The 14,080-nt window shown below is 23.2% G+C and carries 16 protein-coding genes; all 16 read left to right on the top strand.

Features of this window, described 5'->3' with window-relative positions; genetic code table 11:
* Positions 1-102: 102 nt before the first annotated feature.
* Positions 103-576, top strand: a complete 474-nt coding sequence (locus tag J2S18_RS14950) for a YbaK/EbsC family protein (protein ID WP_307488014.1) — start codon at positions 103-105, stop codon at positions 574-576.
* Positions 577-684: 108 nt separating this feature from the next.
* The gene (locus tag J2S18_RS14945; RefSeq protein WP_307488012.1) at positions 685-1,770 is read left to right on the top strand and encodes an ABC transporter permease; all 1,086 of its coding nucleotides are present in this window, start codon (positions 685-687) and stop codon (positions 1,768-1,770) included.
* A 12-nt stretch (positions 1,771-1,782) separates the two neighbouring features.
* Positions 1,783-2,787 (top strand): FtsX-like permease family protein, encoded by a 1,005-nt coding sequence (locus tag J2S18_RS14940; RefSeq protein ID WP_307488010.1) that lies wholly within the window; start codon positions 1,783-1,785, stop codon positions 2,785-2,787.
* The gene (locus J2S18_RS14935) at positions 2,787-3,449 is read left to right on the top strand and encodes an ABC transporter ATP-binding protein (RefSeq protein ID WP_307488009.1); all 663 of its coding nucleotides are present in this window, start codon (positions 2,787-2,789) and stop codon (positions 3,447-3,449) included. Before J2S18_RS14940 ends, J2S18_RS14935 begins: the two co-directional genes overlap by 1 nt.
* Before the next feature lie 789 nt (positions 3,450-4,238).
* Positions 4,239-4,988 (top strand): MBL fold metallo-hydrolase, encoded by a 750-nt coding sequence (locus tag J2S18_RS14930; protein WP_307488007.1) that lies wholly within the window; start codon positions 4,239-4,241, stop codon positions 4,986-4,988.
* Positions 4,989-5,014: 26 nt separating this feature from the next.
* Positions 5,015-5,419, top strand: coding sequence for a pyridoxamine 5'-phosphate oxidase family protein (locus J2S18_RS14925; RefSeq protein WP_307488005.1), 405 nt, complete (start codon positions 5,015-5,017; stop codon positions 5,417-5,419).
* Positions 5,420-5,466: 47 nt separating this feature from the next.
* Positions 5,467-5,913 (top strand): MarR family winged helix-turn-helix transcriptional regulator, encoded by a 447-nt coding sequence (locus J2S18_RS14920; RefSeq protein ID WP_307488003.1) that lies wholly within the window; start codon positions 5,467-5,469, stop codon positions 5,911-5,913.
* A gap of 690 nt (positions 5,914-6,603) precedes the next feature.
* Positions 6,604-6,768: a hypothetical protein gene (locus J2S18_RS14915; RefSeq protein WP_307488002.1), complete on the top strand. Its 165-nt coding sequence runs from the start codon at positions 6,604-6,606 to the stop codon at positions 6,766-6,768.
* Positions 6,769-6,770: 2 nt separating this feature from the next.
* Positions 6,771-7,334, top strand: coding sequence for an ATPase (locus J2S18_RS14910; RefSeq protein ID WP_307488001.1), 564 nt, complete (start codon positions 6,771-6,773; stop codon positions 7,332-7,334).
* Positions 7,335-7,363: 29 nt separating this feature from the next.
* Positions 7,364-8,062, top strand: coding sequence for a Fic family protein (locus J2S18_RS14905; RefSeq protein ID WP_307487999.1), 699 nt, complete (start codon positions 7,364-7,366; stop codon positions 8,060-8,062).
* A 340-nt stretch (positions 8,063-8,402) separates the two neighbouring features.
* Positions 8,403-8,609, top strand: coding sequence for a hypothetical protein (locus tag J2S18_RS14900; protein ID WP_307487998.1), 207 nt, complete (start codon positions 8,403-8,405; stop codon positions 8,607-8,609).
* Positions 8,610-8,614: 5 nt separating this feature from the next.
* Positions 8,615-9,340, top strand: coding sequence for a lysozyme inhibitor LprI family protein (locus tag J2S18_RS14895; RefSeq protein WP_307487996.1), 726 nt, complete (start codon positions 8,615-8,617; stop codon positions 9,338-9,340).
* A gap of 110 nt (positions 9,341-9,450) precedes the next feature.
* Entirely contained in the window at positions 9,451-10,518 is a 1,068-nt protein-coding gene (locus tag J2S18_RS14890; protein ID WP_307487995.1) for a mannose-1-phosphate guanylyltransferase, read from the top strand.
* 274 nt (positions 10,519-10,792) lie between these two features.
* Positions 10,793-11,860 (top strand): hypothetical protein, encoded by a 1,068-nt coding sequence (locus J2S18_RS14885; RefSeq protein ID WP_307487993.1) that lies wholly within the window; start codon positions 10,793-10,795, stop codon positions 11,858-11,860.
* Positions 11,861-11,870: 10 nt separating this feature from the next.
* On the top strand, positions 11,871-13,127 hold the full coding sequence (locus J2S18_RS14880) for an FtsX-like permease family protein (protein ID WP_307487991.1): 1,257 nt from the start codon (positions 11,871-11,873) through the stop codon (positions 13,125-13,127).
* Entirely contained in the window at positions 13,127-13,795 is a 669-nt protein-coding gene (locus J2S18_RS14875) for an ABC transporter ATP-binding protein (protein ID WP_307487989.1), read from the top strand. The genes J2S18_RS14880 and J2S18_RS14875 overlap by 1 nt, the downstream gene beginning before the upstream one ends.
* The last annotated feature ends 285 nt before the right edge of the window (positions 13,796-14,080 follow it).

Genomic DNA, 14,080 nt, shown 5'->3' with positions numbered 1-14,080 from the left:
TATACCAAAAGGTGTCTTATTTATTATGAGGAAAATTAGAGGTTATTATGGAATGCTTTAATAGTTTTAAAAATGCTAATTTAAAAAGGAGATAAAATAAATATGAAAAAAACTAATGTAATGAAAATATTTGATAAAGAAAAAATTAATTATGAAACAATTATATTTGAATTTGAAAATGGGTATATAGGCAATGGATATATAGCAAAAGAGCTAGGAGAACCTTTTGATATGGTATATAAAACTTTAGTTACAATTGGTAGTTCTAATAATATTTATATGTTTTTAATACCAGTATTAAAAAAGCTTGATTTAAAAAAATGTGCAAAAATTTGTAATGAAAAAAAGATAACTTTATTGAAAAAGGAAATTATAAAAGAATTTACTGGATATGAAAGAGGTGGATGTTCACCAATAGGGATGGAAAATGCAAAAGGAATATTTATTCAAAATGATGCTTTAAAGTTAGATGAAATAATATTAAGTGGAGGGGCAGTAGGAGTTCAGGTTAAACTTAAATTAGAAGATCTAAAGAAAATAGTAGATTTTAAGTTTGAAGATATAGCAAAAAAATGAAATAATTGATAAAATATAGATAAAAAGTTAATATTATTTAATAATTTTTAAAAATAACAGGTGTTTAGCAATTATATACTCAAAAAATATATAGTTAGAGGTAGAATAATGAATGCAAAAAGTATGATTAGAAAAGTTTTAATATCATTAATAATATCCTTTTTATCTATAAATATAGGAATTGGTGTTGCAAATGCAGCTATGGAAAAGACAAAATCATATTATTTTGGAGATCCAACAAAACAAACTTTAATAACTTTAAATACTAGTTTTGGAGAAAAGGTAATAGATTCTAAAGTAATTTATGATTCTATAGCAAAGGTCAAAGATAAGAATAATATTATTGTTGGGCCTTATAGACTTGATGAAGAAAGTAAAGGAGAAACAGAAACCAATATATTTTTTATAAATGACAATTCAATTATTAAAAAATACATTAAACAAGTAGAAACTCCAGACAAGAATGATTTAAAGGAAAATGAAATTATTGTTGGTAATAATATAAAAGTTAAAAATAAAAAATCTTATAAGATTAGAGGGATAGAATATAGTGTTGCGGGGATAGTAGACACTAATTTTAAGGATAACCGTGTAAATAACAGTATATTTATGCCAAGTAACGATATGAAAAAAGTTATAAAGGAGCCTTATGTTAGTAAAGAACCATTTTATTTAGAAATAATTATAAATGGGAAAAATTCTGATAAAATAGCTGATGAAATTATACATAATATAAATAGTTTAAAAAAGGATTGTAAAGTAAAAATAGCTAAAAAAACATTTACAGAAGATTACAAAGAATCAATAAGCCCATCTGCATACATAATTAGTGGATTTTCATTAATTATACTTACATTAACAATAATAAATTTAATATTAGTATCTAGCTTTATCATAGAAGAAAATTATAAGAACTTTGCAATAATGAAAGCCTTAGGTTCAAATGAAAAAATGATATTCCAATTAATTATAAAAAATATAATAAAAATAATTTTTGTTTCAGTTATATGTGGATATATTGGAGCCTTTATAATAGCAAAGATTTTAAATTATACATTAGAATTAGGTATATATATTGGTTTAGATAATCTAGTTTATAGTATAATTCTTGGAATAATAAGTTGCTTAATATCAATAATAAAACCATATTTTAAAATAAAAAAATTAAATTTAACAAAATTTTTAAAGGGATAAGAGTAAGAGAATATGAGTAAGTTTTTTAAGAATAAAGGTTTTACTGGATATTTGTTTTTGAATTTATTTTTAGTATTAGTAACATTAATATTTGTTGTTTCTATGGGGATGGATATATTTTTAAAAGTTAATTCAAACAAAAAGGTAATGAACCTAAATAATTATATATGTGTAAAAAATGAAGATAACCTAAATAATAATATGCCTTATTATAAGAGCACTATTTTAAGTGATAGTGAAAGTGGTAAAGAATATAATGTTATTTTCATATCACCTGAATTTTTAAATTTAAAGGAATTTAAAATTAAGGATTCTAAAAATCCTATAAGTAAAATGGATAAAAAAGATGTTTTAGTTGGGAAAAATTTAAATTTAAAAGAGGGAGAAAATTTAAAAATTAAAGGATTTACAACTGATGTTAATGTGTCAGTAAAAGGTATTTTAGAGGATGAATATTTATGGATAAAAAATGATGTAGTACCATCATCTCTAGATAATAATATTGTAATTTTAGATAGAAAAACTGATATGGAATCATCACCTAGAATATTTAAAGGTGAAAGTGAAAAAAACACAGATAAAAATTTTATTCCAATTTATAAACATATACTAAAAAATATTTTCAATAAAAGTGGAGAAATATATGTGTCACTTATATTTTTTGTTGTATTAATGATTATAGCAATAAATAGTATGAGTATAATTTTAAGATTAATAATAAATAAAAGGAAAAAGGAATTTGGAATAAAATATTCATTAGGAGCAACACCGAAGGATGTATTAAAGGAAATAGCTAGTGAAATTTTCTTTATATTAATTGGTGTAATAGTATTTGCTATATTAGTATCAAGTATAATTCAAAAAATTATTCCAAGTAAATTAGGATATACATTTAATCTGTGGAGTCTAGTAATAAGCATATGCATTTATATTGTTATGATAAGTATTGCACTTTATAAAATTAAGAAAGATATTATAAATATTACAATAAGTTATGTAATAAAAAGGAGTAACTAATGATTGAATTAAAAAATATTTCTAAAATATATGATAATAATGAAAAGATAATAGTTTTAAATAATATGAATATTACTATAAAAAAGAATGAGTTAGTTGCAATTGTAGGGCCATCAGGCTCTGGAAAATCTACACTTTTAAATATAATTGGACTTATGGATGACTATACTAGTGGAGAATATTATTTAGAAGGAAATTTAATTAATATACATAATGAGGATCAAAATAAATTAGCTAAAATAAGAAATGAAAAGTTTGGATTTATTTATCAAAACTTTGCTTTAATAGATAATCTAACAATAAAAGAAAATTTAGAATTACCAATTAAATATAGAAATAAACATGAAAAAATTAAAACAAAAAAAGAAGTATTAAATGAGAAAGTAATAAATGTACTTAAAAAGTTTAAATTAGAGAGTAAAATAAATAAATATCCATATGAACTGTCAGGAGGAGAGCAACAAAGAATAGCAATTGCAAGGGCTATAATAAATGATGCAGAAATTATATTAGCAGATGAACCAACAGGAGCATTAGATAAAAAGACAAGCGATTTAGTTGTAGAGGAGTTACTTAAATTAAATAAAGAAGGAAAAACTATTGTTATAGTAACCCATGATTTAAATGTAGCTAAAAGATGTGAGAGAATTATAGAGCTATAAATTATTAGTATTGTAAAATAGTAAATTAATTCAATGGGGTATCTAAAAGACAAAATTATAATTTATATGAAGGAATAAATAGAAAAAATTATATAGGTTTATTTTTTATAAAAGTTTGATATAATATAAATAAGAAAAGCTTAGTGTTAGCGTCACTAAGCAATCCTTAGAACATTTATTTTGTTTTAGGGCTATTGGATGAAATTAATTGAAGATTAATTAAGAAAAAGTGCTAATCTTTGCAGGATGGGGCACTTTTTTCTTTACTTTTAACTTCTATATCAAGACCAAGAAATTTAATCTTAATTTTTAAATGATATACATAAGAATAAAATGGGAAAATATTATTTAGAGTAATTACTAAGAATCGTATCATAAAAAATGAATTGTATTCGTATGACAAGTGGTAATATAAGAAACAGATGCAAATAAAGTATTTTAATTTTGATAAGTAATTAATATATTAACTAAATAATTATTTTTAAGAACCATACTAATTTAGTATGGTTCTTATTTAACTTTTCACACAGTTTAATAAAAAAAGATAGAATAAAATAAAGTACTATATGGAATTGAAAAGATTTGATATACGGGCTTATATTAGCTGGAGTAAAGGAAGTATACTATACCAATTATCAAGATCAGAAAAACCTAAGCAATTTTTAAAAGTAATAAATGATAAAAGTTTTTATAATACATTTTTATTTTTTTATTGACAAGTTTTAACTTTTAGAATATTATAATCGTATAAGATTAATCGCATACGATTAAAAATAAGGAGTGATAAATATGAAAATATTCGCATTGGAATTTTATAAAAATGGATTCATGAAAGAAGCTTTTGCTTTTGGGGGATCAGTTGAAAAGGAAAATATAGATGAGTCTAAAAAATACGACTCTAGTTTACAAAACTACTTAATAGACACAGGAAAAGAAGTTATATTAATAGATACAGGAGTTCCAGTTGAAACACCTGATATGGAGCCAAAGCCTGAACAAATGCTATACACAGGAGAAAAAGTTAATAACTTTGTAGATGCATTAAAAAAAGTAGGATATGAACCTAAAGATATAGATAAAGTAATAGTTACACATAAACATCCAGATCATACAGGAGAGCTTAGATTATTCAATCATGCTAAAATATATATATCAGAAATAGAAGCAAATTCAATGAATTTAAAAGACGAAAATATAGTCAAAGTTAAATTTGAAAGTGGAGAATATAAAAACTTTAAACAAAGTGAAAGAATATCAGAAAATATAGTTATGTTACCTGCATATGGACATACAAAAGGAAACTCTATAGCAGTGCTTGAACTAGATGGTTTAAATTATATGTTTCATGGGGATGTAACTTATACAGATGAAGCACTTAGAAGAAATGCACTTTCAGTAGTATTTGAAGATAAAGATTTAGCTAAATATACTTTAGAAAATGTTAGAGAGTTTATTCAAAAAAATAATACAGTTTATTTATCAACTCATACACCTGAAGCTTTAGTAGCATTAAAAGAAAAGAAAGTTATGAAACTTTAATTAACATTAAATAGGGGAGAAATGATATGGAAAAAATAGTTCAATTTTTAAATAAAAATAATATAGGTGTAGTTGCTACATCAAATGAAAACAAGCCTTTTATAAGAGTTCAACATGTTCATTTAATAAAAAATAATGTATTTTATTTTACTACTGCTAATATAAAGCGTGCATATAATCAGTTAAAAGAAAACCCATTTATTGAATTCTTAGTAATGGATGATAAATATGTTACAGTTAAATTAAGTGGAGAGATTAAGTTTACAGAAGATATAAATGTAAAGCAGATGGTTATGGATAATTCACCATCAGTTAAACAAGGCTATAAAATAGCAGATAATCCACTTTACGAAGTATTTTATTTAGAACATGGGCAAGCAGTTTATTCTGATTTATTATCAGGAAAAGAAAGCGAAATCTTTGATTTTTAGGTATAATTATAAATAAAAACTATTTTTATTTTTTAGGAGATAATTATATGGATAATAAATTAAAGTTAGAAGACCAACTCTGTTTTAAGATGTATTCTATTTCAAAGAGTATGATTAGAATTTATGGGCCACTTTTAAAAAGCATAGGATTAACATATCCTCAATATCTAATTATGATGGTTTTATGGGAAGATAATAAAATAGACTTTAAGGATATGAGTTTTAAATTAAAAATGAAAACTGGAACATTAACTCCAATTATAACTAAATTAGAAAGTAGAGGATATCTAAATAGAGTAAAAAACAGTACAGATGATAGAAAAATTTACATTGAAATAACTAAAAAAGGAAGTGAACTTGAAGAAAAAGCAACAAATATTCCTAAAGAGTTAGGTTGTAAAACACATTTAAATGAAGAAGAATACTTTAGATATTTAAAAGATTTTAATGAGTTAATTGCAAAATTAGATTATATAGAAAAATATATAAAGTAAAAGATTACCACTTTAATAGGGGGTTACCTTATTATTAAATGAAAAAACGTATCACATATAAGTGATATGTTTTTTTATTTCTATTTGTTATAGTAATTTATTTCAACTTAAAAAATTTTCACTAGCTATATTAATAGTAACTATTTTAATTAATGGTATTCCAATGGCTTAAATATAGCTTAAAAGAATAGGAAAGGATTTTAAAGAAGCTTTTGGATTGATGAAAAAGTATTTCTCAAAAATCAATAGAATGTTTTTACTTAGTATTAGGTGATAAGCCAAACGATGAAAAAATATGGTTAATAATTACTTAGATTAAAAAATTATGTAGATAGTTTAAAAGATAAAATAAAGTAATTAAAAATAGTAAAGAAGTAAATGATAATTTAGATAAAATAAGAGAGGAAATAAATATATGAATTAATCAATTATTTTTAAAAACCGTACTAATTTAGTATGGTTCTTATTTAACTTTTCACATAGTTTAATAAAAAAACATAGAATAAACTAAAGTACTATATGGAGTTGAAAAAGATAATATTTTTACTGAACCTATGAACAAAGAAACATCTAAGTTTATAATTAAGGTTCTATAAAATAATTACACAAATAAAAAGATATTAGTGTTGTAAAATAGTAAATTAATGTAATAATATATTTAAGAGATAAAATATTATGGAGGGAATAGTTATGAAAAATAAGGAAGTTGATTTATATGATATTTTTACACACTATTCTTATAGTGAATTAAAAGATTTATTTAAAAATGCAAAGACAAAGGAAGAACAAGATTTCTATATGACTTTATCAAATTTAGTGTTACAAAAAGAACAAGAGAAAGTTATAGGTAAGTAATTATGTTAACTTATACAATATTTGCAGGGGTTAATGGTGCTGGTAAAACATCAATATATAAATCTGTTTATTATAATGAAAATAAAGATGAAAAGAGAATAAATACTGATGAAATGGTAGCTAAAATTGGATCATGGAAAGATAATAATCTTCAAATGAAATGTGCAAGAGAAGCAGTTAAATTAATTAAGAAATATATTAAAGAAGGAATTTCATTTAATCAGGAGACAACATTATCAGGAAAAAGCATTATAAAGAATATTAAATTAGCAAAAGAAAATGGATTTTATATTGTTATGAATTATATAGGTGTTGATAATCCTGAAATTGCAAAAGAAAGAGTTAAAATTAGAGTAAGTAATGGTGGACATGGAATTCCTGATAAGGATATAGAAAGAAGATATTATGATTCATTACATAATTTACAGGAAGTTATTAATATATGTGATGAAATAAATATATATGATAACACAAAAAGATTTAGAGAAGTTGCTTATATAAATAATGGAATTTTAAGATGGGAAGAGGATAATATTCCAGATTGGTTAGATGATATACTAAAATAAATTATTTAAGATTAATAAGGATTAAAATAATGTATAATAGATTTTTACAAATATTAAAGGAAACAAAGAGGATTCATAATTCATTAAATGAAATATTAAAATATGATTTTATTTATCATTCTAATAAAATAGAAGGAAGTACATTTACAATAGAAACCTTACAAATGCTTATGGAAAAAAATATAGTTACAGGAACTCATACTTTAGATGATGTACAGGAAACGGTTAATTCATTTTATACATTTGATTTAGTTATTGATAGTTTAGATAAACCTTTAACTTTAGAAATGATAAAAGAGTGGCATGCTAGTTTAATGTATAGAACTAGATTGTATGATTTAGGTTTAGCAGGGGTTTTCAAGAAATATTCTAATAAAATATTAGGAGCTAATTTTGATACTGCAAATCCTTGGGAGGTTGAAGATAAACTTAATATTTTAATAAATGAGTTTAATAATTTAAAAGAAGCAACTTTAGAAGATATAGCAAAATTTCATTTGGAGTTTGAAAGAATACATCCATTCCAAGATGGTAATGGGAGAATAGGTAGATTTATATTTTTAAAGCAATTACTTGATAATAAATTACCACTTAAATATATGAACGGTGAAACTTCAACTGAATATAAGGAAGCTTTAGGTAAATCTACAAATAATAATGTAATACCTTTGATTGAATACTTAAATAAACAGAAAGATTTTATTGAAGATAATAAAAATATGTTTTAATATAATTATTTAAGAAAGAAGATATAGTAAAATTATTAGATGAAGAAATGGTTATATATAATTAATGGAACTATATGTATAGATTTTAAGTATATAAAAAGTATGTAAGAGGAAGAATTGAGTTTCTTCCTCTTTTAACATATATAAAGAAAATATTATATACTATGGAATTTTACAAGAGAAAATATCAATTATAAATATGAAAAGGATATATATTATTTTAAATATAAAGAAATCAATAAAATTAAAGTTACTTATAAAAGGTAAATATGTATTAATTAGTAAAATAAATTCAAAGTTGTATAATAAAAATATATATAAACTAAGGGGGATTAGTCTTATGAAAAAGAAATACATAATTCCTATAGTTATTTTAGTTATAGCTATTATAGGAGTAGGATCATTTTTTATTTATAAAAATTCAGGAGTAAATAAAGAAATCAATAAAGGAATTGAATTAATGATACAGAAAGAATATCAAAAATCAATAGCATGTTTTGACTTAGTATTAGACGATAAGCCAAACAATGAAAAGCATTACAATTAAAAAGTATGGTAAATAAGTATTTAGATTCAAAAGATTTTTTTGATAAAGGAGATTTTGATGAAGCAAATAAAAAGATAAATGAAATAAATCAAGAATATTCAAATTATAATGGATTCAAAAATGATGTAGATAGTTTAAAAGATAAAATAAATAAAGCAATTAAAAATAGTAAAGAATTAAATGATAATTTAGATAAAATAAGAGAGCAAATAAATAATAAAAACTATAAAGAGGCAAAGAATTTAATTGATAAATTAGAAAAGAGTGAATTGGATAAAAATCAAAAACAGCAATTAGAAGATTTAAAAGGAAGAGTAAATTCAGAGCTTAGTAAATCAGAAGAAAAAAGTGGTTCAGTAGGTTATTTAGGAAATGCAGCTATTGATAAGAAAAATTATATAAATAAATTAAATGCGATAAAAGAAGAAACAGAAAATAGCATAACTGGAGAATCTACAGTTGAAATGAGAAGTCAAGCTTCTGATGTATATAAGGAATGGGATAGTGCATTAAATGATATATATGGTACTTTAAAAGCAAAATTACCTAAAGATAAATTTAAACAATTAGAAAAAGATGAAGTAAGATGGATTAAAATAAAAGAATCAAAAGCTGAAAAAGCAATGGCTGAATATAAAGGAGGAACTATGGCTCCTTTAGTAAAGTTAGGAACATTAAGTAGCGAAACTGAAAAAAGATGCTATGAATTAGTGAATAAATATATGAATTAATCAATCTTTTTAAGAACTGTACTAATTTAGTATGGTTCTTATTTAACTTTTCACATAGTTTAATTAAAAAACATAGAATAAACTAAAGTACTATATGGAGTTGAAAAGATTTGATATACGGGCTTATATTAGCTGGAGGTAAAGGAAGTAGACTATACCCATTATCAAGATCAGAAAAACCTAAGCAGTTCTTAAGAGTAATAAATGATAAAAGTTTTTTAGTAAATACAGTAGATAGAATAACTCCTTTAATTGAAAAAAATAATATTTATATAGTTACAAATAAAGAATATAAAGAGAAAATTGAAAAGGAACTTGTTGATATTGAAAAAGATAATATTTTTACAGAACCTATGAATAAAGAAACTGCAACATGCATAGGTTTGTCTGCAATTAAGCTTCTTAAAAAAGATAGGGATGCAGTAATGGTAGTATTACCTTCAGACCATTATATAGAAAATGAAAAAGCATATATAGAAACTCTAACTCAAGCTGTTGAATTAGCAAATCGAAGAAGATGTATAGTAACCTTAGGAATATATCCTAAAAGACCAGAAACAGGTTATGGATATATTGAAATGGGAGATAGAATTAGCGGGACAAGACCTGCTTATAGGGTAGCAAGATTTACGGAAAAACCTAATCTTGAAGTTGCTAAAGATTTTATTTATAAAGGAACTTATTTATGGAATTCAGGTATGTTTGTATTTAGAGCAGACGTAATACTAAGAGAAATAGAAAAATATCTTCCATTAATGCATAGACCACTTATGGAAATATATAAGCACATAGGAGAAGAGGATGAAGAAAAAGTTATAGAAGAACAATATAAGTTAATTGATGGAATATCAATAGATTTTGGAGTTATGCAAAAAACTAGAAAAGCATACGTTATTAAATGTGATTTTGCTTGGGACGACATTGGTAGTTTTAATGCTTTAAGTAGATTTTTAAATCAAAGTAGAAGTAATTCTGTATCAAAAAATGTTTATTTAGAGGAATGTGAAAACTGTTCTGTATTTGGGGAAAATAACTTAATTATAGGTTTAGGAATTAAGGATTTAGTTATAGTAGAAGCGGGAGATGTACTTCTTGTAATGGATAAAAATAGAGATCAAGAAATAAAACATTTATTAAAGGATCTTGAAGGAAAAGAAGACTATAAAAAATATTTGTAATGAATAATTTTAGACACTAATCTTTTTTAGATTAGTGTTTTTTCTATTTGAACATATTAATTTATAGATAGGGAATTTTGTATAAATTTAATAGAATTTATTTTATGGTTTTATATTTTTTCCGACAATAAAATACAAAATTAAATGTAAATAAATGTTAGTATATAGAAGGTAAACTAAAAATCAGGATTTATATTTACAATTAACAAGGGTATTAAACACATAAATTAAAAGGAGTGTATCTTCTATATGCTCCTAAAAAATAGGAGTATATATGAAAAGTATAAAAGAATTAATAGCAAACCCTATAACAACAACTTTTTTAATGATTTCCATTATAATATCTATATTTTCTATAGATATAGTATCACAAATGTTAAATTCAACTTTTAGAAGTTATGATGGAGAGCGGGTATTTTATAATGAGAACATCTCAATAAACTTAAAAGAAAAATCTATAAGTTTAAAGGAACTTAAAAATATAAATATTCCATTTATAACAGAACCATTAAATCATATGGAGCCTATAGGAGATGGATTTAAAAAGGTAACAGCATATGGAGTGAATAATTATGGAGGCTTTAAAAAATATTTAAAAACTCAAAACAAAAATTATTTTAAAGATGAAGATTATAAAAATAAAGAGGATATAGCTATAGTAGGAGAGTTAAATAAGCAATTAGTTTATAAAAAAGATGGAGTAGAGTATATAGATTTAAAAGGAAAAAGTTTTAGGGTAATTGATTATATTTCAGATAAAATATCTGATTGGAGACATGGGATTATAATACCTATAAATAGTTTATATAGTGAAATTTATGGAGAAAAAGGAACCAATATAATTAATGTTTATAAAGCAGATTATAATGAAAATTTAGAAAATATTTTAGGCGAAAAGTATAAAGGCTTTTCTAAAGTAGAAAGAAGTAATAGTAAGGCTAAAACTTGGGAATCAGTATTTTTATACAATAATGGATTTATAAAAACAGCTATTTTAGGAGTTTTAGTAGGGCTAATAAATTGTATAATATCATCAATATTTTGGACTCAAGGTTTAAAAAAGAATATTGCCATTAAAAAGGTATTAGGAGCAAGGAGAATAGATATAATAATAGATATATTTAAGAAATTAATAATATTAAATTTAATTGCCTTTTTAGTAAATATAGTACTTATAAACTTAACAACAAATATTATTGGAGTGGTAACTCGTTCAGTAATAGAATATAGTTTTAAATCCTCATTAATTTCATTAAATATAAGTTTGTGGCTTTCTTTATTTATAGCAATATATTTATTAAAAGACATAAGAAAAGTTAATGTTCAAGATAATTTAAGATAGAGGGGTTATTATGAGAAATGAGAAAATACTAAAAATATTTTTAAAGAAGAATAAGTTTATAAGCATATTATTAATAATTGAATTAGCAATAGCAACACTATTAATTTATAATATTCAAAAAGAAATTAAGGTATTTGGATATATGAATAAGCTAGATTCATATTCATGGAATGAAAAAGGAACTTATAAAATTTCTTTGGCTCCAAATAGTTTCTTTTCTGAAAATGAAAATTTGAATAAATTTTATAAAGAATTAAAGAAAAGTAAAATAATAAAAAATATTGGATTAATATATCCAACTCAAGTTACAGTAGATGGATTAAAGGTAAATTATTTAGAAAAAATACATATGCCTTATTCTGTAAATGGAGCAATTGTTGAAGATTTTGGTGATGAATTTAAAGAATTAGTTCCTATAAGAGTTATGGATTATGGATATTATAAGGAATTAGGTATAAATATTAAAAAAGGTAGGGCTTTAAATTATAAAGATTCTAATAAAATAATCCTAGGAGAAAAATTTGAAAATTATGTAGAGCTACAGGATAAATTTAAATTACAAATGGGATTAGGTGGAGATGAAAAGTTTTATGAAGTAGCAGGAATATCTAAAGGGGATACACCTTTATATTTTGATAGGTTATATTATGATATAGTTCCTTTCTTAGATGATTCAATGATTGTTATATTAAAAGAAGAAGACTTTTATAAAGATAATATGCTTGGGGCATTAGCAAGTTTAGGTGGAATTAATGTAAAGTTTATTCATGGAGATTATGATAAATATCAAAGTGACATAATAAAATTAGCTAAAAAGCATAATTTAGATATAAGTATAAACAGTAATTTAGGTGAATATGAGAAGGCAAAGGATAAAATATTAGGATCTGTAAAGTATTCATTAATGAGGACAAGCATATTATTGCTATTAATACTCCTTGGGGGAGCTGGAAGTATAATGTATTCTTTATATCAACTAAAAAAAGAATTAGGAATAATAATATCTTTAGGAGCTAAAAAGAAAGATATTATTTTAGTGGTATTAATAAAGACATTGATTATAGCTTTTATAGCTTTCATCATAGGAATTTACTTAAATAAATATATTAATTTAGCTGGTGGAGGATGGTTTACAATTCAATCGACAAAAATTAATACTATAATTACTGGAGTTATTCTTTTGATAATAATATTTTTAATAACTTTAATTCCAATTAAAAGTATTATTAAAATTAAGGCTGTTAATTTAATTGGGGGAGAAAAATAATGAAGATATTATTAGAAAATGTTAGTAAAGTTTATGGAAAAAAAGAAAATGAATTTAAAGCATTAAAAGATATTAATTTAAAAATAGAAGAGGGAGAATTTATTGCTATTATGGGAGCTTCAGGTTCTGGTAAAACAACTTTATTAAACATAATAGGATGTATAGATGAATTAACTTACGGTAAATACTTATTAGATAATGAAGATTGTAGTAATAAAAGTTTTGATGAACTTGCAAAGATAAGAAATGAGAAGATAGCCTTTATATTTCAAAACTTTGCATTAATTAAAGAACTAACAGTTAAAGAAAATATAATGTTGCCTTTAGAGTACAGAAAAGGTAAGAAAAATTATAATATAAATTTAAATAATTATCTTGAAGTATTAGGATTAAAAGAAATCTTAAATAAAAAGGTTAGTAAATTATCTGGAGGTCAGCAGCAAAGAGTTGCAATTATGAGAAGTTTAGTTCAAGGAGCAGAAATTATATTAGCAGATGAGCCTACAGGTGCTTTAGATGAAGATAACGGAAAAAAGATAATGGATATATTATTAGAATTAAATAAAAAAGAAAAGAAAACAATCCTAATAGTAACTCATAATCCAAGTATAGCGAAGTATTGTAATAGAACTATCAATATAAAAGATGGACAAATATTTCACAAATGATTTATTAAATATTCATAAAAAACGAGTATATTAAATAATGTAAAGAATAATTTACGATTGTAAATAAATTTGCCATAATATCACAATATAATGGATAAATTTCTTTACATATTAAGAAATTTATTGAAAAAAATACAGATAAAACCCCTAAATATATAGATTTTTTAAATATTCAGAAAATTGGCACAACAAATGCTAAGTATATAAGTGAGAGGTTAAATTAAAAAAGTTTTTAATTAAAATAAAAAAATCTAAGGGGGATTAAGTTTATGAGTAAAGATTGTA

It is taken from the genome of Eubacterium multiforme, from assembly GCF_030813415.1.
Classification (GTDB): domain Bacteria; phylum Bacillota; class Clostridia; order Clostridiales; family Clostridiaceae; genus Clostridium; species Clostridium multiforme.
This window is presented reverse-complemented; position numbering and strand designations above follow the sequence as displayed.